We start from the raw sequence: 22,993 nt of genomic DNA on the forward strand, positions 1-22,993 counted from the left end.
GGTCCCCGCCTCGTGAAGAGATGCACGAAAGGAGGGGACCTTGGCGCCGATCGCGGAGTACGTGAACGTCCTCATCTACCTAGGGGTGGCCCTCTTCATCGGGGTGGCGGCCCTTGGGGTGGGGGCCCTTCTTGGGCCCAAGAAGCCGGGCAGGGCCAAGCTCATGCCCTACGAGTCGGGGAACGACCCCGCAGGGGAGGTGAAGCGCTTTCCCGTCCACTTCTACGTGGTGGCCATGCTCTTCATCCTCTTTGACGTGGAGGTGGCCTTCCTCTGGCCCTACGCCGTGAGCGCTGGTGGGCTTGGGCTTTATGGCTTCCTCGGGGTTTTGGCCTTCACCCTCCTCCTCTTCGTGGGCTTCCTCTACGAGTGGTGGAAGGGGGTGATGCGGTGGCATTGAAAGATTTGTTTGAAAAGGACGTGCAGGAGCTGGAGCGGGAGGGGATCCTCTTCACCACCTTGGAAAAGCTGGTGGCCTGGGGGCGGTCCAACTCCCTGTGGCCCGCCACCTTCGGCCTCGCCTGCTGCGCCATTGAGATGATGGCTTCCACCGACGCCCGTAACGACCTCTCCCGCTTCGGGAGCGAGGTGTTCCGGGCCAGCCCCCGCCAGGCGGACGTGATGATCGTGGCCGGGCGGCTATCCAAGAAGATGGCCCCGGTGATGCGCCGGGTCTGGGAGCAGATGCCCGACCCCAAGTGGGTGATCTCCATGGGCGCCTGCGCCAGCTCCGGGGGGATGTTCAACAACTACGCCATCGTGCAGAACGTGGACTCCGTGGTACCGGTGGACGTCTACGTCCCCGGCTGCCCCCCGCGTCCTGAGGCCCTCATCTACGCCGTGATGCAGCTCCAGAAGAAGGTGCGCGGCCAGGCCTATGACGAGAAGGGGCGGAAGTTGCCGCCCGTGGCCGCCTGGCAGCGGGCAAGGGGGTGAAGCGTGCGGCTTGATCGCGTCTTAGACGAGGCCCGGGCCAAGGGGTATGCCCTAGAGGACAACGGCCTCGGCAACCTCTGGGTGGTCCTGCCCCGGGAGGCCTTCAAGGGGGAGATGGCCCACTACAAGGAGATGGGCTTCAACTACCTGGCGGACATCGTGGGCCTAGACTACCTGGAGTACCCCGAGCCCCGCCCCGAGCGCTTCGCCGTGGTCTACGAGCTGGTTTCCCTGCCGGGGTGGAAGGACGGGGACGGAAGCCGCTTCTTCGTCCGGGTCTACGTGCCGGAGAAAGACCCCAGGCTTCCCACGGTGACCGACCTCTGGGGAAGCGCCAACTTCCTGGAGCGGGAGGTTTACGACATGTTCGGCATCGTCTTTGAGGGGCACCCGGACCTGCGCAAGATCCTCACCCCGGAGGACCTCGAGGGCCACCCCTTACGCAAGGACTTCCCCTTGGGGGAAACCCCCACCCTCTTCCGCGAGGGGCGTTTCATCGTGCCGAGCGAGTTCCGGGCCGCCATCACCGGCAAAAGCCCCGGCCTCACCCTTTACAAGGGGGGTAGCCGCAAGGGCTACCGCGCCCTTTGGGCCGACCTCACCAAGGCCAAGGAGGTCAAATGAAGGACTACCTGGACCCGGTGGAAACCCTGGAGGAGCCCAAAGAGCTCCGCACCGAGGTCATGACCCTGAACGTGGGCCCGCAACACCCCTCCACCCACGGGGTCTTGCGGGTGGTGGTGACGCTTTCCGGCGAAGAGGTCTTGGACCTCGTCCCCCACATCGGCTATCTCCACACCGGCTTTGAGAAGAACATGGAAAACCGGACGTATACGCAGGTCATCACGTATACGCCCCGGATGGACTACCTCCACTCCTTCGCCCACGACCTGGCCTACGCCCTGGCGGTGGAGAAGCTGGTGGGGGCGGTGGTGCCGCCCAGGGCCGAGACCATCCGCATCATCCTGAACGAGCTCTCCCGCTTGGCAAGCCACCTGGTCTTCCTGGGCACGGGGCTTTTGGACCTCGGGGCCCTCACCCCCTTCTTCTACGCCTTCCGCGAGCGGGAAGCCATCTTGGACCTCTTTGAGTGGGTCACGGGCCAGCGCTTCCACCACAACTACATCCGCATCGGCGGGGTCAAGGAGGACCTGCCTGAGGAGTTCGTCCCCGAGCTTAGGAAGTTCCTCGAGGTCATGCCCCACCGCATCGACGAGTACGAGGCCCTTTTCGCCGAAAGCCCCATCTTCTACGAAAGGGCCCGGGGCGTGGGGGTGATCCCCCCGGAGGTGGCCATCCACCTAGGCCTCACCGGGGGGTCCCTAAGGGCGAGCGGGGTGAACTACGACGTGCGCAAGGCCTACCCCTACGCCGGGTACGAAACCTACCAGTTTGACGTGCCCCTGGGGGAGCACGGGGACGTGTTTGACCGGATGATCGTCCGCATCCGGGAGATGCGGGAGTCGGTGAAGATCCTCCGGCAGGCCCTAGAGCGGCTGGAACCTGGGCCCGTGCGCGACCCCAACCCCCAGATCACCCCGCCCCCCCGCCACCTCCTGGAAACCTCCATGGAGGCGGTGATCTACCACTTCAAGCACTACACCGAGGGCTTCCACCCCCCCAAGGGGGAGGTCTACGTGCCCACGGAGTCGGCCCGGGGGGAGCTCGGCTACTACATCGTTTCCGACGGGGGGAGCATGCCCTACCGGGTGAAGGTGCGGGCGCCCAGCTTCGTCAACCTACAAAGCCTGCCCTACGCCGCTAAAGGCGAGCAGGTGCCGGACCTGGTAGCCATCATCGCCAGCCTGGACCCGGTCATGGGGGACGTGGACCGCTAAGGAGGCACGATGGGGTTCTTTGACGACAAAGAGGACTTCCTAAGGGAAACCTTCGCCAAGTACCCGCCCGAGGGGCGGCGGGCCGCCATCATGCCCCTCCTAAGGCGGGTGCAGCAGGAAGAGGGCTGGATCCGACCCGAGCGGATAGAGGAAATCGCCGCCCTGGTGGGCACCACCCCCACGGAGGTCATGGGGGTGGCGAGCTTCTACTCCTATTACCAGTTCGTGCCCACGGGGAAGTACCACCTCCAGGTCTGCGCCACGTTGAGCTGCAAGCTGGCGGGGGCGGACGAGCTTTGGGACCACCTCACGGAGGAGCTGGGCATCGGCCCCGGGGAGGTGACCCCGGACGGGCTCTTTAGCGTGCAGAAGGTGGAGTGCCTGGGAAGCTGCCACACCGCCCCCGTGATCCAGGTGAACGACGAGCCCTACGTGGAGTGCGTGACCCGGGCCAGGCTCCAGGCCCTCCTGGAGGGCCTAAGGGCGGGGAAGCGGCTTGAGGAGATCCAGCTTCCCGGGAAGTGCGGCCACCACGTGCACGAGGTGGAGGTATGACCGGACCCATCGTTTCCGGAAAAGACCCTCGCTTTGAACGCACCCTCTACGCCCACGTGGGCAAGGAGGGGAGCTGGACTTTGGACTACTACCTGAAGCACGGGGGGTACGAGACGGCCAAGCGGGTCCTAAAGGAGAAAACCCCGGACGAGGTCATAGAGGAGGTGAAGCGCTCGGGGCTCCGGGGACGGGGCGGGGCGGGCTTCCCCACGGGGCTCAAGTGGAGCTTCATGCCCAAGGACGACGGCAAGCAGCACTACCTCATCTGCAACGCCGACGAGTCCGAGCCGGGGAGCTTCAAGGACCGCTACATCCTGGAGGACGTCCCCCACCTCCTCATTGAGGGGATGATCCTGGCCGGCTACGCCATCCGGGCCACGGTGGGCTACATCTACGTGCGGGGGGAGTACCGCCGGGCGGCGGACCGCCTCGAGGCCGCCATCCGGGAGGCCAGGGCCCGGGGCTACCTGGGGCCCAACCTCTTCGGCACGGACTTCTCCTTTGACCTCCACGTGCACCGGGGGGCGGGGGCCTACATCTGCGGCGAGGAAACCGCCCTCATGAACTCCCTGGAAGGCCTCCGGGCTAACCCCCGCCTCAAGCCCCCCTTTCCCGCCCAGGCGGGGCTTTGGGGCAAGCCCACCACCATCAACAACGTGGAGACCCTAGCCTCCGTGGTGCCCATCTTAGAACGGGGAGCGGACTGGTTCGCCAGCATGGGCACGGAGCAGTCCAAGGGGATGAAGCTCTACCAGATCTCCGGCCCCGTGCGGCGGCCTGGGGTCTATGAGCTTCCCATGGGCACCACCTTGCGCGAGCTCATCTACGAGTGGGCGGGGGGGCCCTTGGAGCCCATCCAGGCCCTCATCCCGGGCGGGTCCTCCACCCCGCCCTTGCCCTTCACGGATGAGGTCCTGGACACCCCCATGAGCTACGAGCACCTGCAGGCCAAGGGCTCCATGCTGGGCACCGGGGGGGTGATCCTGATCCCCGAGCGGGTGAGCATGGTGGACGCCATGTGGAACGTGACCCGCTTCTACGCCCATGAGTCCTGCGGCAAGTGCACCCCCTGCCGCGAGGGGGTGGCGGGGTTCATGGTGAACCTCTTCGCCAAAATCGGCACGGGGGAAGGGGAGGAAAAGGACGTGGAGACCCTCGAGGCCCTCCTCCCCCTCATCGAGGGCCGGAGCTTCTGCCCTCTGGCGGACGCTGCCGTCTGGCCCGTGAAAGGCTCCTTGAAACACTTCAAGGACCAGTACCTGGCCCTGGCGCGGGAGAAGCGCCCCGTGCCCAGGCCGAGCCTCTGGAGGTGAAGGGTGGTCAGGGTTAAGGTCAACGACCGCGTGGTGGAAGTGCCCCCGGGGACGAGCGTCATGGACGCCGTCTTCCACGCCGGGTACGACGTTCCCCTCTTCTGCTCGGAAAAGCACCTTTCCCCCATCGGGGCCTGCCGCATGTGCCTGGTGCGCATCGGCCTGCCCAAGCGGGGCCCTGACGGGAAGCCCCTCGTGAACGAACAGGGCGAGCCGGAGATCCAGTGGCAACCCAAGCTGGCGGCAAGCTGCGTCACCGCCGTGGCCGAGGGCATGGTGGTGGACACGCTTTCCGAGGTGGTGCGGGAGGCCCAGGCGGGGATGGTGGAGTTCACCCTCCTGAACCACCCCCTGGACTGCCCCACCTGCGACAAGGGCGGGGCCTGCGAGCTCCAGGACCGCACGGTGGAGTACGGGCTTTACGAGAAGTACTACCAGAAGGCCCCCCTGGAGCTTCCCGTCTACACCCGCTTTGAGTTCACCCGCCGTCACGAGGACAAGCACCACCCCCTTTCCCCCTTCGTGATCCTGGACCGGGAGCGGTGCATCCACTGCAAGCGGTGCGTGCGCTACTTTGAGGAGATCCCGGGGGACGAGGTCCTGGACTTCATCGAGCGGGGGGTGCACACCTTCATCGGCACCCTGGACTTCGGTCTCCCCTCGGGCTTTTCCGGCAACATCACCGACATCTGCCCCGTGGGCGCGCTTTTGGACCTCACCGCCCGCTTCCGCGCCCGCAACTGGGAGATGGAGGAAACCCCCACCACCTGCGCCCTCTGCCCCGTGGGGTGCGGGATCACCGCCGATACCCGAAGCGGCGAGCTCCTAAGGGTCCGGGCCCGGGAGGTGCCCGAGGTCAACGAGATCTGGATCTGCGACGCCGGCCGCTTCGGCCACGAGTGGGCGGACAGCCACCGCCTCAAGACCCCCTTGGTGCGGGAAGGCGGGAGGCTTAGGGAGGCCACCTGGGAGGAGGCCTTCCTGGCCCTAAAGGAGGGCCTGAAGGGGGCTAGGGGGGAGGAGGTGGGGCTTTACCTGGCGGGGGACGCCACCCTCGAGGAGGGCCTCCTGGCCGCCGCCCTGGCGGAAGCCCTCAAGACCCCCCACCTGGACTTCCAGGGCCGCACCGCCGCCCCAGCGAGCCTCTTCCCCACGGCCACCCTGGAGGACCTCCTCAGGGCCGACTTCGCCCTGGTCCTGGGCGACCCCACGGAGGAGGCCCCCATCCTGCACCTGCGCCTAAGCGAGTTCGTGCGGGACCTCAAGCCCCCCTACCGCTACGCCCACGGCACCCCCTTCGCCGACCTGCAGATCAAGGAAAGGATGCCCCGCCGCACGGACAAGATGGCCCTCTTCGCCCCCTACCGCGCCCCCCTCATGAAGTGGGCCGCCCTCCACGAGGTCCACGCCCCCGGGGAGGAGCGGGAGATCCTCTTGGCCCTCCTCGGGGAGAAGGAGGGGAGCGAGGCGGTGCAAAAGGCCAAGGAGGCCTTCGAGCGGGCAGAGCGCCCCGTCCTCATCCTGGGGGCCGGGGTGCTCCAGGATGCGGTGGCGGCGGAAAGGGCAAGGCTCCTCGCCGAGCGCAAGGGGGCCAAGGTCCTGGCCATGACCCCTGCCCCGAACGCCAAAGGCCTCGAGGCCATGGGGGTTTGGCCCAAGGAGAAGGGAGCGGCCTGGGACGAGCCGGGGGCCCCTTACGCCTACTACGGCTTCCTTCCCCCCGAGGCGGCCCTGAAGGACAAGCGCTTCGTGGTGATGCACCTTTCCCACCTCCACCCCCTGGCCGAGCGCTACGCCCACGTGGTCCTGCCCGCCCCCACCTTCTACGAGAAGCGGGGGCACATCCTGAACCTGGAAGGCCGCGTCCTCCCCCTCTCCCCCGCCCCCATCGAAAACGGGGAGGCGGAAGGCGCCTTGCAGGTCCTGGCCCTTGTGGCGGAGGCCTTGGGGGTGCGGCCGCCCTTTAGGCTCCACCTGGAGGCGGATCGGGAGCTCAAGGCCAAGAAGGTGCCCGGGGCCATGGGCCTTTACGCCTTCCGCACCAAGGCGCTCCGGCCCAAGGAGGAGAAGGGGAACCTCTACCTCCGCCCCACCATGTGGAAGGCCTGGCAAGCGGAGGGCAAGGCCCAGGAGGCGGCCTCGCCGGAGCTTTGGGTCCACCCGGAGACGGCCCGGCTCGAGGCCCTTCCCGAAGGCGCTTTGGTGGAGGTGGAAACGCCCTTGGGCCCGCAACGGGCCCGGGTGGTCCACCGCCAGGACATCCCCAAGGGCCTCTACTACCTCTCCGCTCTGGGCCCCTTCGCCGGCAAGCGCTTCCCGGCCAAGATCCTGGTCCCGACAGGAGGTGAAGCGTGAACCCCTACCCCCTGGACCCTTACTGGATGGTGGCCCTGAAGGCGCTTTTGGTGGTGGTGGGCCTCCTCACCGCCTTCGCCTTCATGACCCTGATTGAACGAAGGCTCCTCGCCCGCTTCCAGATCCGCATGGGCCCGAACCGCGTGGGGCCTTCTGGCCTCTTCCAGCCCATCGCCGACGCCATCAAGAGCATCTTCAAGGAAGACCTGGTGGTGGAGCGGGCGGACAAGGTCCTCTTCGTCCTGGCCCCCCTCCTCGGGGTGGTCTTCGCCCTCTTGGCCTTCGGGGCCATCCCCTTTGGGCCCCCGGGGAGCTTCTTCGGCTTCCAGCCTTGGGTGGTGAACCTGGACCTGGGGATCCTCTACCTCTTCGCCGTGAGCGAGATGGCCATCTACGGCATCTTCCTGGCAGGGTGGGCCTCGGGGAGCAAGTATAGCCTCCTGGGCTCCTTGCGCTCCTCCGCAAGCCTCATCTCCTACGAGCTCGGCCTCGGCATCGCCCTTCTCGCCCCGGTCCTCTTGGTGGGCAGCCTCAACCTCAACGACATCGTCAACTGGCAAAAGGAAAACGGCTGGCTCTTCCTCTACGCCTTCCCCGCCTTCTTGGTCTACGCCATCGCCGCCCTGGCCGAGGCCGCCCGCACCCCCTTTGACCTCCCGGAGGCGGAGCAGGAGCTGGTGGGGGGCTACCACACGGAGTACAGCTCCATCAAGTGGGCCCTGTTCCAGATGACCGAGTACATCCACTTCATCACCGCCAGCGCCCTCATCCCCACCCTCTTCCTGGGGGGCTGGACCATGCCCTTTTTCAACGTCCCCTACCTTTGGATGTTCCTCAAGATCGCCTTCTTCCTCTTCCTCTTCATCTGGATCCGGGCCACCTGGTTCCGCCTCCGCTACGACCAGCTTTTGCGCTTCGGCTGGGGGTTCCTCTTCCCCGTGGCCTTGGTCTGGTTCCTCGTCACCGCCTTGGTGGTGGCCCTGGACCTGCCCCGGGCGTACCTCGTCTACCTCTCCGGCCTAAGCTTCCTCGCCCTGCTCGGGGCGATGTTCTATAGCCCCAAGCCCGTCCGCAAAGGAGGTGGCGCATGACCCTAAAAGCGCTGGCCCAAAGCCTTGGCATCACCCTCAAGTACCTCTTCTCCAAGCCGGTGACCGTCCCCTACCCCGACGCCCCTGTGGCCCTCAAGCCCCGCTTCCACGGGCGGCACGTCCTCACCCGGCACCCCAACGGCCTGGAGAAGTGCATCGGTTGCTCCCTCTGCGCCGCCGCCTGCCCCGCTTACGCCATCTACGTGGAGCCTGCGGAGAACGACCCGGAAAACCCCGTCTCCGCCGGGGAGCGCTACGCCAAGGTCTACGAGATCAACATGCTCCGCTGCATCTTCTGCGGGCTCTGCGAAGAGGCCTGCCCCACAGGGGCCATCGTCCTGGGCTACGACTTCGAGATGGCGGACTACCAGTACTCCGACCTCATTTACGGCAAGGAGGACATGCTGGTGGACGTGGTGGGGACCAAGCCCCAGCGGCGCGAGGCCAAGATGACCGGGAAAGCGGTGAAGCCCGGCTACGTGGTGCCCTATGTGCGGCCCGAGCTGGAAGGCTTCAAGGCCCCCACGGAAGGAGGCAAAAAGTGAGCCCCTGGGAAGCTTTGGCCCTCCTCCTGCTCCTCGCCACCGGGCTCCTGGTGGTGACGCTCAGAAACGCCATCCACGCCGCCTTGGCCCTCATCGCTAACTTTTTGGTCCTGGCCGGGGTGTACGTGGCCTTGGACGCCCGCTTTCTCGGGTTCATCCAGATCATCGTCTACGCCGGGGCCATCGTGGTCCTCTTCCTCTTCGTCATCATGCTCCTCTTCGCCGCCCAGGGCGAGGTGGGCTTTGACCCCTTGGTGCGCTCCAAACCCTTGGCCGCCCTCCTCTCCTTAGGGGTGGCGGGGATCCTCCTCTCCGGGCTCCTGGGCCTGAAGCTCGCCTTCTCGCAGAACCTCCAAGGCGGGCTCCCTCAGGCCCTAGGCCCCCTCCTCTACGGGGACTGGCTCCTCATCCTCCTCGCCGTGGGCTTCCTCCTCATGGCGGCCACGGTGGTGGCGGTGGCCTTGGTAGAGCCGAATCGTCCCCTGGATGCCTTGCGCCTCGAGGAGCGCAAGGAGGAGGTGTTGCGATGAGCTACCTGTTCGCCTCGGCGCTTCTTTTCGCCCTGGGGGTCTACGGGGTCTTGACCCGCAGGACCGCCATTCTGGTCTTCCTCTCCATCGAGCTTATGCTAAACGCCGCCAACCTTTCCCTCATCGGCTTCGCCCGAGCCCATGGCCTAGACGGCCAGGTGGCCGCCCTCATGGTCATCGCCATCGCCGCCGCGGAGGTGGCGGTGGGCCTCGGGCTCATCGTGGCCATCTTCCGCCACCGGGAAAGCACCGCCGTGGACGACTTGTCCGAGCTTAGGGGGTGAGCATGGCGCTCCTTACCACCATCCTCCTGCCCCTTGTGGGCTTCGCCCTCCTGGGGCTTTTCGGCAAACGGATGCGGGAACCCCTTCCCGGGGTCATCGCCTCCGCCCTGGTCCTGGCCTCCTTCCTCCTCGGGGTAGGCCTCCTCCTCCAGGGCGGGGCCCGCTATGAGGCAGCGTGGCTTCCCGGCATTTCCTTTAGCCTCCTGCTGGACAGCCTCTCCGGGTTTATGCTCCTCATCGTCACCGGGGTGGGTTTCCTCATCCACGTCTACGCCATCGGCTACATGGCGGGCGACCCCGGGTATAGCCGCTTCTTCGCCTACTTCAACTTCTTCATCGCCATGATGCTCACCCTGGTCCTGGCGGACAGCTACCCGGTGATGTTCATCGGCTGGGAAGGGGTGGGCCTGGCCAGCTTCCTCCTCATCGGTTTCTGGTACCAAAACGCCCAGTACGCTGACTCCGCCCGCAAGGCCTTCATCGTGAACCGCATCGGTGACCTGGGCTTCCTCCTGGGCATGGCCATCCTCTGGGCGCTTTACGGTACGCTTTCCATCTCCGAGCTCAAGGAGGCCCTGGAAGGCCCCCTGAAGAACCCCTCCCTCCTGGCCCTGGCGGGGCTTTTCCTCTTCCTCGGCGCGGTGGGCAAAAGCGCCCAGGTACCCCTCATGGTCTGGCTTCCCGACGCCATGGCCGGCCCCACCCCGGTGTCCGCCCTCATCCACGCCGCCACCATGGTGACCGCCGGGGTCTACCTCATCGCCCGGAGCTCCTTCCTCTATAGCGCCCTGCCCGAGGTTTCCTACACCATCGCCGTCATTGGCCTCCTCACCGCCTTCTACGGGGCCCTTTCCGCCTTCGGGCAGACGGACATCAAGAAAATTGTGGCCTACTCCACCATTAGCCAGCTCGGGTACATGTTCCTGGCGGCCGGGGTGGGGGCTTACTGGGTGGCGCTTTTCCACGTCTTCACCCACGCTTTTTTCAAGGCCCTCCTCTTTCTGGCCTCGGGCAGCGTGATCCACGCCCTGGGCGGGGAACAGGACGTGCGCCGGATGGGAGGGCTTTGGAAACACCTGCCCCAGACCCGCTGGCACGGGCTCATCGGGGCCTTAGCCCTGGGCGGGCTTCCCCTCCTTTCCGGCTTTTGGTCCAAGGACGCCATCCTCGCCGCCACCCTCACCTACCCCTTTGGCGGGGTGGGCTTCTACGTGGGGGCGCTCTTGGTGGCGGTCCTCACCGCCATGTACGCCATGCGCTGGTTCGTTCTGGTCTTCCTGGGCGAGGAGCGGGGCCACCACCATCCCCATGAGGCTTCCCCCGTGATGCTCTGGCCCAACCACCTCCTGGCCTTAGGCTCGGTGCTGGCGGGTTATCTGGCCCTGCCCCACCCCTTGCCCAACGTGCTGGAACCCTTCTTGAAGCCGGCCTTGGCGGAGGTGGAAGCCCACCACCTCTCCTTGGGAGCAGAGTGGGGGCTCATCGCCCTCTCCGCCCTTGTGGCCCTTTTGGGGCTTTGGCTTGGCTTCACCTTCTTCCAGCGGAAGACCCTCCCCGCCTGGTACCTGGCCTTTGAGCGGGCGAGCCGGGAGAGCTTCTACGTGGACCAGGTATACAACGCCCTCCTGGTGAACCCCTTGAAGGCCCTGGCCGAGGCCCTCCTCCAGGGGGACTTTGGCCTCCTTAGGGGTTACTTCGGCCTGGGAGGTGTGGTGCGGGGCCTGGGGCAAAGCGTGACCCGGCTCCAGGCGGGCTACCTTAGGGTCTATGCCCTCCTTTTCGTCTTGGGCGTGCTGGTCCTATTGGGGGTGATGCGGTGGTAGTCTTGGCCATTCTTCTACCCATCCTCTTTGGGGCGCTCCTCCTCCTTGGGGCACCCCGGGCGCTGGGGGTTCTTGGGGCCTTGGCCTCCTTCCTCCTCAACCTCGGGCTCTTTTTGGCCCACCGGGGGGGCGAAACCTTTGCCTTCCAGGCGCCCTTGGTGCCCCAGGCCGGGGTCTACTGGGCCTTCGCCCTGGATGGGCTTTCCGCCCTTTTCTTCCTCACGGTGGGCCTCACGGTGCTCCTCGGAGCCCTGGTGGCCCGGGTGGAGGGCCGCTTCCTGGGCCTTGCCCTCCTCATGGAGGGGCTTCTTTTGGGGCTTTTTGCCGCCCGGGACCTCCTCGTCTTCTACCTCTTCTTTGAGGCGGCCTTGATCCCCGCCCTCCTCATGCTCCTCTTCTACGGGGGGGAAGGGCGGCTGAGGGCCCTTTACACCTTCCTCCTCTTTACCCTGGCGGGGTCTTTGCCCATGCTGGCCGCCATCCTGGCGGTGAAAGCCCTGGGGGGAAGCCCCACCTTCCTCCTCCCCGACCTTCTAGCCCACCCGGTGCGGGGCCAGGCCGCCTTCTGGGTCTTCCTCGGCTTCGCCCTGGCCTTCGCCATCAAGACGCCCCTCTTCCCGGTTCACGCCTGGCTGCCCCTGTTCCACCGGGAAAACCACCCTGCGGGCTTGGCGGACGCCCTGGGCACGCTGTACAAGGTGGGGGTGTTCGCCTTCTTCCGCTACGCCATTCCCCTGGCCCCTGAGGGCTTCGCCGAGCTCCAGGGGCTTCTCCTCTTCCTGGCGGCCCTTTCTGCGGTCTATGGGGCCTGGGTAGCCTTTTCCGCTCCCGACTTCAAGACCCTCCTGGCCTACGCCGGGGTTTCCCACATGGGGGTGGCGGCCTTGGGCGTCTTTTCCGGCACCCCGGAAGGCGCCTTAGGGGGGCTTTTCCTCCTGGCAGCCAGCGGCGTCTACACGGGGGGGCTTTTCCTCCTGGCGGGCAAACTCCACGAACGGCTAAGCACCCTGGAGATCGGGCGGTACCGGGGCCTGGCCCATAGCGCCCCGGGCATAGCCGCCTTGGCCCTCTTCCTTTTCTTGGCCATGGTAGGGCTTCCGGGGCTAGCTGGGTTTCCGGGAGAGCTCCTGACCCTCCTCGGAGCCTACCAAGTGAGCCCCTGGCTGGCCGGCCTTGCCTTCCTCTCGGTGATCGCCTCCGCCGCCTACGCCCTCACCGCCTTCCAGAAGACCTTCTGGGAGGAGGAAGGGAAGAAGGTGGCCGACCTTAAGGGCGAGGAGTGGCCCTTCGCCGCCTTGGCCGTGCTGGCCTTGGTGACCATGGGGGTCTTCCCCGGCTTCTTCCTCCACGGGCTCGAGTCCTTGGCGGAGGCCTTTGCCCGCATCCTCGGAGGTGGCGCATGACGCTCTTGGTCCTTGCGGCGGTTTCCGTGGTCCTCACCCTCCTCGGCTTCTTCGTTTCCGTGCCCGCCTTCAAGCGGCTCACCATCCTAGGGCTTTCCCTGGGGCTTCTCGCCCTTTTCGCCACCTGGGGCCGGGCGGAGGCCTTTGGGCCTTACCAGGTGGATGGGGTCTCCCGGGTCTTCACCCTCCTCGCCCTCCTGGGGGCGCTTTGGACGGTGGGGCTCGTGCGCACGCGGCGCTTTGAGTTCTACCTCCTGGTGCTCTACGCCGCCACGGGGATGCACCTCCTCGCCTCCACCAAACACCTGGTGCTGATGCTGGTGGCCTTGGAGGCCCTTTCCCTTCCCCTTTACGCCCTGGCCACCTGGCGGCGGGGGACGGGGTTGGAAGCGGCGCTCAAGTACTTCCTCCTCGGGGCCTTGGCCGCCGCCTTCTTCCTCTACGGCACCGCCCTCTTCTACGGGGCCACGGGGAGCCTGCTGGCGGGCGCCCCGGGGGAAGGCCCCCTCTACGCCTTGGCGGTGGGGCTCTTGTTGGTGGGCCTGGGCTTTAAGGTGGCCCTAGCCCCCTTCCACTTCTGGACCCCCGACGTCTACCAAGGGAGCCCCACCCCGGTGGTGCTCTTCATGGCCACGGGGGTGAAGGCCGCGGCCTTTGCCGCCCTCCTAAGGGTGGTGGCCCCGGCTTCCCTCGAGGCCCTCACCCTCCTTATCGCCCTCTCCGTGCTTTTGGGGAACCTGGCCGCCTTGGGCCAGAAGGAGGCCAAGCGGCTTCTCGCCTACTCCTCCATCGCCCACGCCGGGTACATGGCCCTGGCCCTGTACACCGGAAACGCCCAGGCCCTGGGCTTCTACCTCCTCACCTACGTCCTGGCCACGGGCCTGGCCTTCGCCGTGCTCTCCGAGATCTCCCCGGACCAGGTGCCCCTAACAAGCCTTAAGGGCCTCTTCCACCGGGACCCCCTTCTGGGCCTAAGCCTTTTCGTGGCCGCCCTTTCCCTCCTGGGCCTACCCCCCCTGGCGGGCTTTTGGGGCAAGTACCTGGTCTTCACCGAGGCGGCCCAGGCGGGGCAGTGGGGGCTCCTGGTCCTCGCCCTCCTCACCAGCGCCGTGAGCGCCTACTACTACCTGGGCCTGGCCCTGGCGGTGTTCCAAAAGGGGGAGGCGGCGGCCGCCCCCAGGCCCCTCGCCCGGAGCGTGGCCCTGTTAGTGGCCCTTTTCCTCCTCCTCCTGGGCCTCTTCCCGGGAAGCCTCCTCCCGGCCCTGGCGGCGGGCTAGGCCCGCTTCCCCATAAGGGGGACGCTTGCCCCCCTTGTGCGCTTTTTTGGCTATATGTAGAGTGAAGGCCAAGTGGAAGACCCCTTGGCCCCCGAGCTCTGGGAGAAAGACCCCTTGGCCTGGGTACGGCTCCAGGCCCAAAGCCTGCCCAAGGCCATCCGGGGGGCGTGGCTATTGGGGGTGGCGAGCGGCTTCCTCTGGCCCGAGGCCCCGCCTCCCAAGGACTGCTCCGCCCTCTTCCGGCGCATGGAAGGGGCGTGGCGGGAGGCGGAAACCTACTTTTGGGAAACGGGTCTGGACTTCCCCCTCCTGGTGAGCGAGTGGGCCAGGAACGCCCTCGAGCCCCTCCTCTACCGCAAACGGCGCCCGGGCTACGCCCGCCTGCGCCAGGCCTTCCTCCAGGGAAGCCGCCTAGGGGAAGCCCTGCGGGCCAAAACCCCCTAGAGGATCCGCTTCCCCAAAAGGCTTAAGGCCAGCCCCACCATCATCTCCGCGGTGCGGTTCCGCTCGTCCAGGATGGGGTTCACCTCCACCAGGTCCAGGCTCCTCACCCGCCCCGACTGGGCCAGGATCTCCATGAGGAGGTGGGCTTCCCGGTAGGTAAGCCCTCCCGGCACCGGGGTGCCCACCCCGGGGGCTAGGGTGGGGTCCAGGACGTCCGCATCCAGGGAAACGTGAAGGGGGAGGCCCTCGAGGTGGGCCAAGGCCTCCTCAGCGATGCGGGCAATACCCAGGCGGTCCACCTCGTGCATGGTGTAGACCTTGACCCCCATCTCCCGCAATAGCCGCTTCTCCCCCGGGTCCAGGCTCCGCACCCCAATGAGGACCACGTCCTTGGGGTCCACCGCCCGGAAGGCCTCCGTGAGCCGGGGATGGCCGAGCCCCGCCAGCACCGCCAAGGGCATGCCGTGGATGTTGCCCGAGGGGCTCGTTTCCGGGGTATTGAAGTCGGCGTGGGCGTCCACCCAGACCACCCCGATGCGCTTTTGGGCCACGCCGGACACCGAGCCCATGGAAAGGGAGTGGTCCCCGCCCAAGACGATGGGGAAGACCCCTTCGGGCAAGGCCCTTAGCCGCTCCTTGAGCTCCAAGGCCGCTTGGCGGATCTCCTCCAGGTAAGGCCCTTTCCGCCCCCTAAGGGTTTCCGCCAAGGGCACCCGCACGTTCCCCAGGTCCTCTACCCCAAAGCCTAAGGCCTCCAGCTCTTCCAAAAGCCGGGCGTAGCGCAAGGCGGAAGGCCCCATGTCCACCCCGCGCCTCCCCGCCCCCAGGTCCATGGGCACCCCGACCACCGCTACCCGTTCCATGGGGGGCATGGTAGCAGAAAGCCCTATGCGTTGCCCGGGAAGTTTATGCCCTAGGAAATCCGCCCAAGGCGCGCTATACTTGTAAGGATGGAACAGCGCGAGGCGACCAGCATCAACCTAGCCCGCCTTTTGAAGGAAGGAGGCACGGCCCGGGCCACGGGCGTGGTGCGGGACGCCTTCTATGTGGGTGAGGAACGCTTCCCCTTGGAAGGCGAGGCCACCTGGAAGGTGGCGGTTTCCGCCGTGGGCGGGCCGGAATACTGGCTTTCCGGGGAGGTGGAGGGGGTGGTCCTCATGGAGTGCCGCCGCTGCCTCAAGCCCACCCCCACCCACGTTCACGCCCACTTCCAGCACATGCTCCGCTACCAGGAGGGCCTCAAGGAAGTGGTCTTCCACGAGGAAGAGGAGGAGGAGTACTACGCCTTCGGGCTTCCCGACCTGGACCTCCTCCCCTTCCTCACCGAGGCCTTTGTGACGGAGATGCCCTACACTGTCCTCTGCGAGGAGGGGTGCAAGGGGCTTTGCCCGGTGTGCGGGGCCGACCGCAACCTGGTGGACTGCGGCCACGAGGTGGGGCTTTCCCACCCCTTCATCGGCCTTAAGGACCTCCTTCCGGAACTCTAGCGGGTCTGCTATACTACCAGGGGTTTAGCGGGGGCCCTTGGCCCCCCACGGAGGATTGGAGATGGCCAAGCACCCGGTACCCAAGAAGAAGACCTCCAAGGCGCGGCGCGACGCCCGCAGGAGCCACCACGCCCTGACCCCCCCGACCCTGGTCCCCTGCCCCGAGTGCAAGGCGATGAAGCCCCCGCACACCGTCTGCCCGGAGTGCGGCTACTACGACGGGCGCAAGGTCCTGGAGGTTTAGACCCCGTTCAAGCCCATAGCCCCGGCCTCCCCGGGGCCTCAACTTTTTTCAGGGGCGCGGGTATAGTAAGGCCCATGACGGGAGGTCAGGCATGAGCGGCATCCTGGCCCTGGGGGCGTACGTGCCCCAAAGGGTCATGAAAAACGAGGAGTTTGAGGCCTACCTGGACACCTCGGACGAGTGGATCGTCACCCGCACGGGCATCCGGGAGCGGCGCATCGCCGCGGAGGATGAGTACACCTCAGACCTGGCCTTCAAGGCTGTGGAGGACCTCCTGGCCCGCCATCCGGGGGCCTTGGAAGGGGTGGATGGGGTGATCGTGGCCACCAACACCCCGGACGCCCTTTTCCCCGACACCGCCGCCTTGGTTCAAGCCCGTTTCGGCCTAAACGCCTTCGCCTACGATCTCCTGGCGGGTTGCCCGGGGTGGGTCTACGGCCTGGCCCAGGCCCACGCCCTGGTGGAGGCTGGCCTGGCCCGCAAGGTCTTGGTGGTGGGGGCGGAGGCCCTTTCCAAGATCCTGGACTGGAACGACCGGGCCACCGCCGTCCTCTTTGGGGATGCCGGGGGAGCGGCGGTGGTGGGGAGGGTGCGGGAGGGCTTTGGCTTCAAGTCCTTCGTCCTAGGGGCGGACGGCACGGGGGCCAAGGAGCTTTTCCACGCCTGCGTGGCCCCAAGGCTTCCCGACGGCACCTCCATGCGAAACCGCCTGTACATGAACGGGCGGGAGGTCTTCAAGTTCGCCGTGCGGGTGATGAACACCGCTACCCTCGAGGCCATTGAGCGGGCCGGCCTCACCCCCGAGGACATCAAGGTCTTCGTCCCACACCAGGCCAACCTCCGCATCATCGATGCGGCCCGGGAGCGGCTCGGCCTCCCCTGGGAACGGGTGGTGGTGAACGTGGACCGCTACGGCAACACCTCCACCGCCTCCATCCCCCTGGCCTTGAAGGAGGCGGTGGACGCCGGGCGCATCCAGGAAGGGGACCACGTCCTCTTGGTTTCCTTCGGGGCTGGGCTCACCTGGGCAGCGGCGGTCCTCACCTGGGGGGGTGCCTGATGTGGGCGGCCCTGTTCCCGGGGCAGGGCTCGCAGAGGGTGGGCATGGGGAAAGCCCTCTACGAGGCCTTCCCCGAGGCCAAGGAGGTCCTGGACCGGGCCGAGGCGGTCCTGCCGGGCCTCCTCTCCCTCATGTGGGAAGGCCCCGAGGCGGCCCTCACCCTAACGGAAAACCAGCAGCCCGCCCTCCTGGCCGTGGGCTACGCCGCCTACCGGGCCTACCTGGGCCAGGGTGGGAAGCCCCCGGCCCTGGCCGCGGGGCACTCCTTGGGGGAGTGGACGGCCCACGTGGCCGCAGGAACCCTGGAGCTGGAGGACGCCTTAAGGCTGGTGCGCCTCCGGGGGCGGTACATGCAAGAGGCGGTCCCCCCAGGGCAAGGGGCCATGGCCGCCATCCTGAAGCTTCCCCTGGCGGAGATCCAGGCCGCCCTGGAAGGGCTAGAAGGGGTAGAGATCGCCAACCTCAACGCCCCCGAGCAGACGGTGATCTCTGGGCGCAAGGAGGCGGTGGAAAAGGCGGCGGAAAGGCTTAAGGCCCTCAGGGCCCGGGTGGTCTTCCTGCCCGTTTCCGCCCCCTTCCACTCCTCCCTCATGGCCCCGGCCAGGGAACGGCTCGCCCAGGACCTGGAGGGGGTTCCCTTCCGGAAGCCCCTTTTCCCCGTCTACTCCAACGTCACCGCCGAGCCCCTCGAGGACCCCGAGGCCATCAAGGGGCTCCTTCTGGAACAGATCACCGCCCCGGTGCGCTGGGTGGAGATCCTTAAGGACATGGAACGGCGGGGCGTGCGGCGCTTTGTGGAGTTCGGTAGCGGGGAGGTGCTCAAAGGCCTCGTGGCCCGCACCCTGGAGGGCGCAGGGGCCCTTTCCGTCACCGATCCCGAAAGCCTGAGGAAGGCCTTGGAGGTGGAAGATGCGTAAGGCGCTCGTCACGGGAGCAAGCCGGGGCATCGGTCGGGCCATCGCCCTGCGCCTGGCCCAAGAGGGCTTCGCCCTGGCCATCCACTACGGGCAAAACCGGGAAAAGGCGGAGGAGGTGGCGGCCGAGGCCCGCCGTCTGGGAAGCCCCCTGGTGGGCCTCCTGGGGGCGAACCTCCTGGAGGCGGAGGCGGCAAGCGCCTTGGTGCACCAGGCGGCGGAGCTCTTGGGAGGGCTAGACACCCTGGTGAACAACGCCGGCATCACCCGGGACACCCTCTTGGTGCGGATGAAGGACGAGGACTGGGAGGTGGTCTTGGAGGCTAACCTCTCCGCCGTCTTCCGCACCACCCGGGAGGCCATCAAGCTCATGATGAAGGCCCGCTTCGGGCGCATCGTGAACATCACCAGCGTGGTGGGGCTTTTGGGCAATCCGGGCCAGGCCAACTACGTGGCCTCCAAGGCGGGGCTCATCGGCTTTACCCGGGCCGTGGCCAAGGAGTACGCCCAAAGGGGCATCACGGTGAACGCCGTGGCCCCGGGGTTTATCGAAACGGAGATGACGGAAAGGCTCCCGCAGGAGGTGCGGGAAGCTTACCTCAAGCAGATTCCCGCTGGCCGCTTCGGCCGGCCCGAGGACGTGGCCGAGGCGGTGGCCTTCTTGGTGAGCGAAAAGGCGGGCTACATCACCGGCCAAACCCTTTGCGTGGACGGGGGGCTCACCCCCCACTAGGTGGTAAAATCCCCCCCGGGAGGTTTCCATGACGGAGCAGGAAATCTTTGAAAAGGTCAAGGCGGTTATCGCGGACAAGCTCCAGGTGGAACCGGAGAAGATCACCCTCGAGGCCCGCTTCATCGAGGACCTGGGGGCGGACTCCCTGGACACCGTGGAGCTCATCATGGGCCTGGAGGACGAGTTCGGCCTGGAGATCTCCGACGAGGAAGCGGAGAAGATCCGCACGGTGAAGGACGCCGTGGCCTACATCCAGGCCAAGCTGGGCTAAGGAACCTGGCCAAAGAAGGGGGCGGGGCCAAGCCCCGCCCGGGGTATTTTTGACGGTATACTACCCCCATGCGACGCGTGGTGGTCACCGGCCTTGGGGCCCTTACCCCCATCGGGGTGGGCCAGGAGGCCTTCCACAAAGCCCAACTAGAAGGCAAAAGCGGGGTCCGCCCCATCACCCGGTTTGACGCCTCGGCGCTTCCCGTGCGCATCGCCGCCGAGGTGGACGTGGACCCTGAGGCCTTCTTGGACAAGAAGGAGATCAAGCGCCTGGACCGCTTCGCCCAGTACGCCCTCATCGCCGCCGAGCTGGCCCTTAAAGACGCCGGGCTGGAGCCGGGCACGCTGGACCCCGAGCGGGTGGGCACCCTGGTGGGTACGGGCATCGGGGGGATGGAAACCTGGGAAGCGCAGAGCAAGGTCTTCCTGGAGCGGGGTCCCAACCGCATCAGCCCCTTCTTCATCCCCATGATGATCGCCAACATGGCCTCGGCCCACATCGCCATGCGCTACGGCTTCATGGGACCCTCCACCACCGCCGTCACCGCCTGCGCCACGGGCTCGGACGCCATCGGCCAGGCCTTCCGCATGATCCAGCTGGGGGAGGCGGACGTGGTCCTGGCCGGGGGGACGGAGGCTGCCATCACCCCCATGGCCATCGGGGCCTTCGCCGTGATGCGGGCCCTTTCCACGCGAAACGACGCCCCCGAGAAGGCAAGCCGCCCCTTCACCCTTTCCCGGGACGGGTTCGTCATGGGGGAGGGCGCCGGGGTCTTGGTCCTGGAGGCCTACGAGCACGCCAAGGCCCGGGGAGCCAAGGTCTACGCCGAGATCGTGGGCTTTGGCCGGAGCGCCGACGCCCACCACATCACCGAGCCCCACCCCGAGGGGAAAGGGGCCGCCTTGGCCATGCGGCGGGCCCTGGAGGACGCCAAGGTGCCCCCCGAGGCCGTGGGCTACATCAACGCCCACGGCACCTCCACCCCCGTGGGGGACCGGGCCGAGGTCTTGGCCATCAAGCAGGTCTTCGGGGACCACGCCAAGCGCCTCATGGTTTCCAGCACCAAGAGCATGATCGGCCACCTCCTGGGGGCGGCGGGGGCGGTGGAGGCCATCGCCACGGTGCAGGCCCTCTACCACGGGGTCATCCCCCCTACCCTCAACCTGGAGGACCCCGACCCCGAGCTGGACCTGGACTTCGTCCCCGAGCCCCGGGAGGCCCAGGTGGACTACGCCCTCTCCAACTCCTTCGCCTTCGGCGGGCACAACGCCGTCCTCCTCTTCAAGCGGGTCTAGATGCTTTTCCCTCGAGAAACCCTGCTGGAACTAGAGGCCGCACGCCTTGCCCCCTATGCGCAAAAGGCCAAGGACACCCGGGGCCGGACCTACCCCGAGCCCGAGTCCCGCTACCGCACCCCCTACCAGAAGGACCGGGACCGCATCCTCCACACCACCGCCTTCCGCCGCCTGGAGTACAAGACCCAGGTGCTTCCGGGCTGGGCCGGGGACTACTACCGCACCCGCCTCACCCACACCCTGGAGGTGGCCCAGGTGTCCCGCTCCATCGCCCGCGCCCTGGGCCTCAACGAGGACCTCACCGAGGCCATCGCCCTCTCCCACGACCTGGGCCACCCCCCTTTCGGCCACACGGGGGAGAAGGTCCTGCACGAGCTCATGAAGGAGCACGGGGGGTTTGAGCACAACGCCCAGGCCCTGCGCATCCTCACCCACCTGGAGGTGCGCTACCCCGGCTTCCGCGGCCTCAACCTCACCTATGAGGTCCTGGAGGGGATCGCCACCCACGAGGCGGCCTACGTCCCCGGGTTCAAGGAGAGGTTTCAAGGCCAGGGGACCCTCGAGGCCCAGGTGGTGGACCTTTCCGACGCCATCGCCTACGCCGCCCACGACCTGGACGACGGGCTAAGGGCGGGGCTTTTGCGCCCGGAGGAGCTCCTGGACGTCCCCCTCCTGAAAGCCTTGGCCCAGGAGGAGGGCCTGGACCTGCTAAGGCTTCCCGAGCTGGAGCGGCGGGTTTTGGTGCGGCAGCTCCTCGGCTACTTCATCAGCGCCACCATCGAGGCCACCCACGCCCGCCTGGAAAGGGCCCAGGTGCAAAGCGCCGAGGCGGTGCGAAACCATCCCGGCCGCCTCGCCGCCCTCACGGAAGAGGCGGGGCAGGCGCTCCAAGAACTCAAGGCGTTCTTGCTTGAGCGCTTCTACCGCCACCCCGAGGTGCTCCGGGAAAGGCTCAAGGCCGAGGCCGCCCTGGAAGGGCTTTTCCGCACCTACACCCGCTACCCGGAAACCCTGCCCAAGGAGGTGCAGGAACGCATCCCCGAGGAGGGGTTGGAGCGGGCGGTGTGCGACTACATCGCCGGCATGACGGACCGCTACGCCTTGGAAGCTTACCGCCGCCTTTTCCCCTAAGGCGTAGAATGGGTAAGTGAAAACCCTGGACTGGAGTACCCTTTTTGGCGAAAGGGCAAGCCGGATCCAAGCCTCCACCATCCGGGAGCTTTTAAAGCTCACCCAGCGCCCGGGGGTCCTCAGCTTCGCCGGGGGGCTTCCCGCGCCCGAACTCTTCCCCAAGGACCTGGCGGCGGAAAAGGCGGCGGCCATCCTGCGGGAAAAGGGCGAGGTGGCCTTGCAGTATGGCCCCACGGAGGGCTACTTCCCCTTAAGGGCCTGGGTGGGGGAATGGCTCGGCGTGAGCCCGGAGGAGGTCCTCATCACCACGGGAAGCCAGCAGGCCCTAGACCTCCTGGGCAAGGTTTTCCTGGACGAGGGTAGCCCCCTTCTCCTCGAGGCGCCAAGCTACATGGGGGCCATTCAGGCCTTCCGCCCCTTTGGCCCCCGCTTCCTCAGCGTGCCCGCCGGGGAGGAAGGGCCGGACCTGGATGCCTTGGAAGCGGTCCTGAAGCGGGAACGCCCCCGCTTCCTCTACCTCATCCCCTCCTTCCAAAACCCCTCGGGGGGCCTCATGCCCCTTCCCGCCCGAAAGCGCCTCCTCGCCATGGCCATGGAACAGGGCCTGGTGGTGGTGGAGGACGACGCCTACCGGGAGCTCTACTTCGGGGAAGGCAGGCTTCCCAGCCTCTTCGAGCTCGCCCGGGAGGCGGGCTACCCGGGGGTCATCTACCTGAGTAGCTTCTCCAAAATCCTCGCCCCAGGCCTCCGGGTGGCCTTCGTGGCCGGGGACCTCGAGGCCATCCGCAAGCTCACCCAGGCCAAGCAGGGGGCCGACCTCCACACCCCCGCCCTCAACCAGATGCTGGTCCACGCCCTGGTGCAGGAGGGCTTCCCCGAGCGCCTCGCCCTCATCCGCAAGACCTACCGGGAAAAGGCCCTAGCCATGCTGGCTGCCTTGGACCGGGAAATGCCCGAGGGCGTGCGCTACACCCGGCCCAAGGGGGGGATGTTCGTCTGGATGACGCTACCCGAGGGGCTTTCCGCCGAGCGCCTCTTCCAGCGGGCCATAGAGGAAAACGTGGCCTTCGTACCCGGAGGCCCCTTCTACGCCAACGGGGGCGGGGAGAACACCCTAAGGCTTTCCTACGCCACCATGGACCAGGCGCGCATAGAGGAGGGCGTGCGCCGGCTGGGCAGGGCGCTAAAGGGGCTTTTGGCCTTGGCCTAGTCCATCTGACCAGGAGCCCAAGGGTTCTTCAGAATAGACTTCGGAGAAGCCGGGGCTTTTTGGGAAGGGCAGGCCCCATGGGGTAGACCAACCCTAGGTCCCAAGCCTTCTCCCGCGCTAACCCTGGCACCTGCCCACATTCCGCACCCCCTTCACTCCAGCAGGTAATATCGCCCGGCCCCCAGGAGGCGCGCCGCGGTCTCGTGATGGGGAGCCAGGTTGAGGACGAACCACCTGCCCCCCAGCTCCACCAG

25 protein-coding genes are annotated in these 22,993 nt (G+C 67.0%); 24 read left to right on the forward strand and 1 reads right to left on the reverse strand.

All coding sequences use genetic code 11. The annotated features are described in order from the left end of the window. Positions 1-40: 40 nt before the first annotated feature. The 15 genes from ABXG85_RS03615 (at position 41) to ABXG85_RS03685 (ending at position 14,394) form a co-directional block, all read left to right on the forward strand. Entirely contained in the window at positions 41-400 is a 360-nt protein-coding gene (locus ABXG85_RS03615) for an NADH-quinone oxidoreductase subunit A (RefSeq protein ID WP_039455610.1), read from the forward strand. Continuing rightward, positions 391-936: a NuoB/complex I 20 kDa subunit family protein gene (locus ABXG85_RS03620; RefSeq protein WP_353512371.1), complete on the forward strand. Its 546-nt coding sequence runs from the start codon at positions 391-393 to the stop codon at positions 934-936. The genes ABXG85_RS03615 and ABXG85_RS03620 overlap by 10 nt, the downstream gene beginning before the upstream one ends. Positions 937-939: 3 nt before the next feature. Then, positions 940-1,560 (forward strand): NADH-quinone oxidoreductase subunit C, encoded by a 621-nt coding sequence (locus ABXG85_RS03625; RefSeq protein WP_353512372.1) that lies wholly within the window; start codon positions 940-942, stop codon positions 1,558-1,560. Continuing rightward, on the forward strand, positions 1,557-2,774 hold the full coding sequence (gene nuoD, locus ABXG85_RS03630) for an NADH dehydrogenase (quinone) subunit D (protein WP_353512373.1): 1,218 nt from the start codon (positions 1,557-1,559) through the stop codon (positions 2,772-2,774). The genes ABXG85_RS03625 and nuoD overlap by 4 nt, the downstream gene beginning before the upstream one ends. Positions 2,775-2,783: 9 nt before the next feature. After that, positions 2,784-3,329 carry an NADH-quinone oxidoreductase subunit NuoE gene (gene nuoE / locus ABXG85_RS03635; protein WP_353512374.1) on the forward strand — a complete coding sequence of 182 codons (546 nt, stop codon included), beginning with the start codon at positions 2,784-2,786 and terminating at the stop codon, positions 3,327-3,329. Continuing rightward, positions 3,326-4,642: an NADH-quinone oxidoreductase subunit NuoF gene (nuoF, locus tag ABXG85_RS03640; protein WP_353512375.1), complete on the forward strand. Its 1,317-nt coding sequence runs from the start codon at positions 3,326-3,328 to the stop codon at positions 4,640-4,642. Before nuoE ends, nuoF begins: the two co-directional genes overlap by 4 nt. 3 nt (positions 4,643-4,645) lie before the next feature. After that, positions 4,646-6,997, forward strand: a complete 2,352-nt coding sequence (gene nuoG, locus ABXG85_RS03645; protein WP_353512376.1) for an NADH-quinone oxidoreductase subunit NuoG — start codon at positions 4,646-4,648, stop codon at positions 6,995-6,997. 26 nt (positions 6,998-7,023) lie between these two features. Continuing rightward, positions 7,024-8,088 (forward strand): NADH-quinone oxidoreductase subunit NuoH, encoded by a 1,065-nt coding sequence (gene nuoH / locus ABXG85_RS03650; protein ID WP_353512402.1) that lies wholly within the window; start codon positions 7,024-7,026, stop codon positions 8,086-8,088. Beyond that, a complete protein-coding gene (nuoI, locus tag ABXG85_RS03655) occupies positions 8,085-8,633 on the forward strand; it encodes an NADH-quinone oxidoreductase subunit NuoI (RefSeq protein WP_039455593.1) in 549 nt (182 codons plus the stop codon). Before nuoH ends, nuoI begins: the two co-directional genes overlap by 4 nt. Then, on the forward strand, positions 8,630-9,163 hold the full coding sequence (locus ABXG85_RS03660; protein WP_353512377.1) for an NADH-quinone oxidoreductase subunit J family protein: 534 nt from the start codon (positions 8,630-8,632) through the stop codon (positions 9,161-9,163). The genes nuoI and ABXG85_RS03660 overlap by 4 nt, the downstream gene beginning before the upstream one ends. Continuing rightward, on the forward strand, positions 9,160-9,447 hold the full coding sequence (nuoK, locus tag ABXG85_RS03665; RefSeq protein ID WP_353512378.1) for an NADH-quinone oxidoreductase subunit NuoK: 288 nt from the start codon (positions 9,160-9,162) through the stop codon (positions 9,445-9,447). Before ABXG85_RS03660 ends, nuoK begins: the two co-directional genes overlap by 4 nt. Before the next feature lie 2 nt (positions 9,448-9,449). Further along, positions 9,450-11,270, forward strand: coding sequence for an NADH-quinone oxidoreductase subunit L (gene nuoL / locus ABXG85_RS03670; RefSeq protein ID WP_353512379.1), 1,821 nt, complete (start codon positions 9,450-9,452; stop codon positions 11,268-11,270). Beyond that, positions 11,264-12,673 carry a complex I subunit 4 family protein gene (locus ABXG85_RS03675; protein WP_353512380.1) on the forward strand — a complete coding sequence of 470 codons (1,410 nt, stop codon included), beginning with the start codon at positions 11,264-11,266 and terminating at the stop codon, positions 12,671-12,673. The genes nuoL and ABXG85_RS03675 overlap by 7 nt, the downstream gene beginning before the upstream one ends. Beyond that, positions 12,670-13,950, forward strand: coding sequence for an NADH-quinone oxidoreductase subunit N (locus ABXG85_RS03680; protein ID WP_353512381.1), 1,281 nt, complete (start codon positions 12,670-12,672; stop codon positions 13,948-13,950). The genes ABXG85_RS03675 and ABXG85_RS03680 overlap by 4 nt, the downstream gene beginning before the upstream one ends. Before the next feature lie 72 nt (positions 13,951-14,022). Further along, positions 14,023-14,394 carry a hypothetical protein gene (locus ABXG85_RS03685; RefSeq protein ID WP_353512382.1) on the forward strand — a complete coding sequence of 124 codons (372 nt, stop codon included), beginning with the start codon at positions 14,023-14,025 and terminating at the stop codon, positions 14,392-14,394. Here the strand turns inward: ABXG85_RS03685 and rocF are convergent. Next, positions 14,391-15,266, reverse strand: a complete 876-nt coding sequence (rocF, locus tag ABXG85_RS03690; RefSeq protein ID WP_353512383.1) for an arginase — start codon at positions 15,264-15,266, stop codon at positions 14,391-14,393. The two genes, ABXG85_RS03685 and rocF, sit on opposite strands and share 4 nt — an antisense overlap. Positions 15,267-15,344: 78 nt before the next feature. Here rocF and ABXG85_RS03695 point away from each other — a divergent pair, with 78 nt between their 5' ends. The 9 genes from ABXG85_RS03695 (at position 15,345) to lysN (ending at position 22,739) form a co-directional block, all read left to right on the forward strand. Further along, positions 15,345-15,881, forward strand: coding sequence for a DUF177 domain-containing protein (locus ABXG85_RS03695; protein ID WP_353512384.1), 537 nt, complete (start codon positions 15,345-15,347; stop codon positions 15,879-15,881). Positions 15,882-15,942: 61 nt separating this feature from the next. Beyond that, the gene (gene rpmF, locus ABXG85_RS03700) at positions 15,943-16,125 is read left to right on the forward strand and encodes a 50S ribosomal protein L32 (protein ID WP_015716502.1); all 183 of its coding nucleotides are present in this window, start codon (positions 15,943-15,945) and stop codon (positions 16,123-16,125) included. Between the two features lie 91 nt (positions 16,126-16,216). After that, positions 16,217-17,185, forward strand: coding sequence for a beta-ketoacyl-ACP synthase III (locus ABXG85_RS03705; RefSeq protein ID WP_353512385.1), 969 nt, complete (start codon positions 16,217-16,219; stop codon positions 17,183-17,185). Beyond that, positions 17,185-18,102 carry an ACP S-malonyltransferase gene (gene fabD, locus ABXG85_RS03710; RefSeq protein ID WP_353512386.1) on the forward strand — a complete coding sequence of 306 codons (918 nt, stop codon included), beginning with the start codon at positions 17,185-17,187 and terminating at the stop codon, positions 18,100-18,102. The genes ABXG85_RS03705 and fabD overlap by 1 nt, the downstream gene beginning before the upstream one ends. Then, on the forward strand, positions 18,095-18,832 hold the full coding sequence (gene fabG / locus ABXG85_RS03715; protein ID WP_353512387.1) for a 3-oxoacyl-[acyl-carrier-protein] reductase: 738 nt from the start codon (positions 18,095-18,097) through the stop codon (positions 18,830-18,832). The genes fabD and fabG overlap by 8 nt, the downstream gene beginning before the upstream one ends. 28 nt (positions 18,833-18,860) lie before the next feature. After that, positions 18,861-19,103: an acyl carrier protein gene (gene acpP, locus ABXG85_RS03720; RefSeq protein ID WP_353512388.1), complete on the forward strand. Its 243-nt coding sequence runs from the start codon at positions 18,861-18,863 to the stop codon at positions 19,101-19,103. Between the two features lie 68 nt (positions 19,104-19,171). Continuing rightward, a complete protein-coding gene (gene fabF, locus ABXG85_RS03725) occupies positions 19,172-20,398 on the forward strand; it encodes a beta-ketoacyl-ACP synthase II (RefSeq protein WP_353512389.1) in 1,227 nt (408 codons plus the stop codon). Next, the gene (locus ABXG85_RS03730) at positions 20,399-21,529 is read left to right on the forward strand and encodes a deoxyguanosinetriphosphate triphosphohydrolase (protein ID WP_353512390.1); all 1,131 of its coding nucleotides are present in this window, start codon (positions 20,399-20,401) and stop codon (positions 21,527-21,529) included. Positions 21,530-21,545: 16 nt separating this feature from the next. Then, positions 21,546-22,739: a 2-aminoadipate transaminase gene (gene lysN, locus ABXG85_RS03735; RefSeq protein ID WP_353512391.1), complete on the forward strand. Its 1,194-nt coding sequence runs from the start codon at positions 21,546-21,548 to the stop codon at positions 22,737-22,739. The last annotated feature ends 254 nt before the right edge of the window (positions 22,740-22,993 follow it).

The sequence above is a fragment of the Thermus sp. LT1-2-5 genome (assembly GCF_040363165.1).
Classification (GTDB): Bacteria; Deinococcota; Deinococci; order Deinococcales; family Thermaceae; genus Thermus.

Excerpts from the sequence above, each read along its gene's own strand:
- ABXG85_RS03680 (WP_353512381.1), top strand. The coding sequence starts at position 12,670 with ATGACGCTCTTGGTCCTTGCGGCGGTTTCCGTGGTCCTCACCCTCCTC.
- nuoK (WP_353512378.1), top strand. The coding sequence starts at position 9,160 with ATGAGCTACCTGTTCGCCTCGGCGCTTCTTTTCGCCCTGGGGGTCTAC.
- fabF (WP_353512389.1), top strand. The coding sequence starts at position 19,172 with ATGCGACGCGTGGTGGTCACCGGCCTTGGGGCCCTTACCCCCATCGGG.
- nuoH (WP_353512402.1), top strand. The coding sequence starts at position 7,024 with ATGGTGGCCCTGAAGGCGCTTTTGGTGGTGGTGGGCCTCCTCACCGCC.
- nuoD (WP_353512373.1), top strand. The coding sequence starts at position 1,557 with ATGAAGGACTACCTGGACCCGGTGGAAACCCTGGAGGAGCCCAAAGAG.
- nuoE (WP_353512374.1), top strand. The coding sequence starts at position 2,784 with ATGGGGTTCTTTGACGACAAAGAGGACTTCCTAAGGGAAACCTTCGCC.
- nuoL (WP_353512379.1), top strand. The coding sequence starts at position 9,450 with ATGGCGCTCCTTACCACCATCCTCCTGCCCCTTGTGGGCTTCGCCCTC.
- rocF (WP_353512383.1), bottom strand. The coding sequence starts at position 15,266 with ATGCCCCCCATGGAACGGGTAGCGGTGGTCGGGGTGCCCATGGACCTG.
- rpmF (WP_015716502.1), top strand. The coding sequence starts at position 15,943 with ATGGCCAAGCACCCGGTACCCAAGAAGAAGACCTCCAAGGCGCGGCGC.
- nuoI (WP_039455593.1), top strand. The coding sequence starts at position 8,085 with ATGACCCTAAAAGCGCTGGCCCAAAGCCTTGGCATCACCCTCAAGTAC.
- acpP (WP_353512388.1), top strand. The coding sequence starts at position 18,861 with ATGACGGAGCAGGAAATCTTTGAAAAGGTCAAGGCGGTTATCGCGGAC.
- ABXG85_RS03705 (WP_353512385.1), top strand. The coding sequence starts at position 16,217 with ATGAGCGGCATCCTGGCCCTGGGGGCGTACGTGCCCCAAAGGGTCATG.
- ABXG85_RS03730 (WP_353512390.1), top strand. The coding sequence starts at position 20,399 with ATGCTTTTCCCTCGAGAAACCCTGCTGGAACTAGAGGCCGCACGCCTT.
- fabG (WP_353512387.1), top strand. The coding sequence starts at position 18,095 with ATGCGTAAGGCGCTCGTCACGGGAGCAAGCCGGGGCATCGGTCGGGCC.
- nuoF (WP_353512375.1), top strand. The coding sequence starts at position 3,326 with ATGACCGGACCCATCGTTTCCGGAAAAGACCCTCGCTTTGAACGCACC.
- fabD (WP_353512386.1), top strand. The coding sequence starts at position 17,185 with ATGTGGGCGGCCCTGTTCCCGGGGCAGGGCTCGCAGAGGGTGGGCATG.
- ABXG85_RS03695 (WP_353512384.1), top strand. The coding sequence starts at position 15,345 with ATGGAACAGCGCGAGGCGACCAGCATCAACCTAGCCCGCCTTTTGAAG.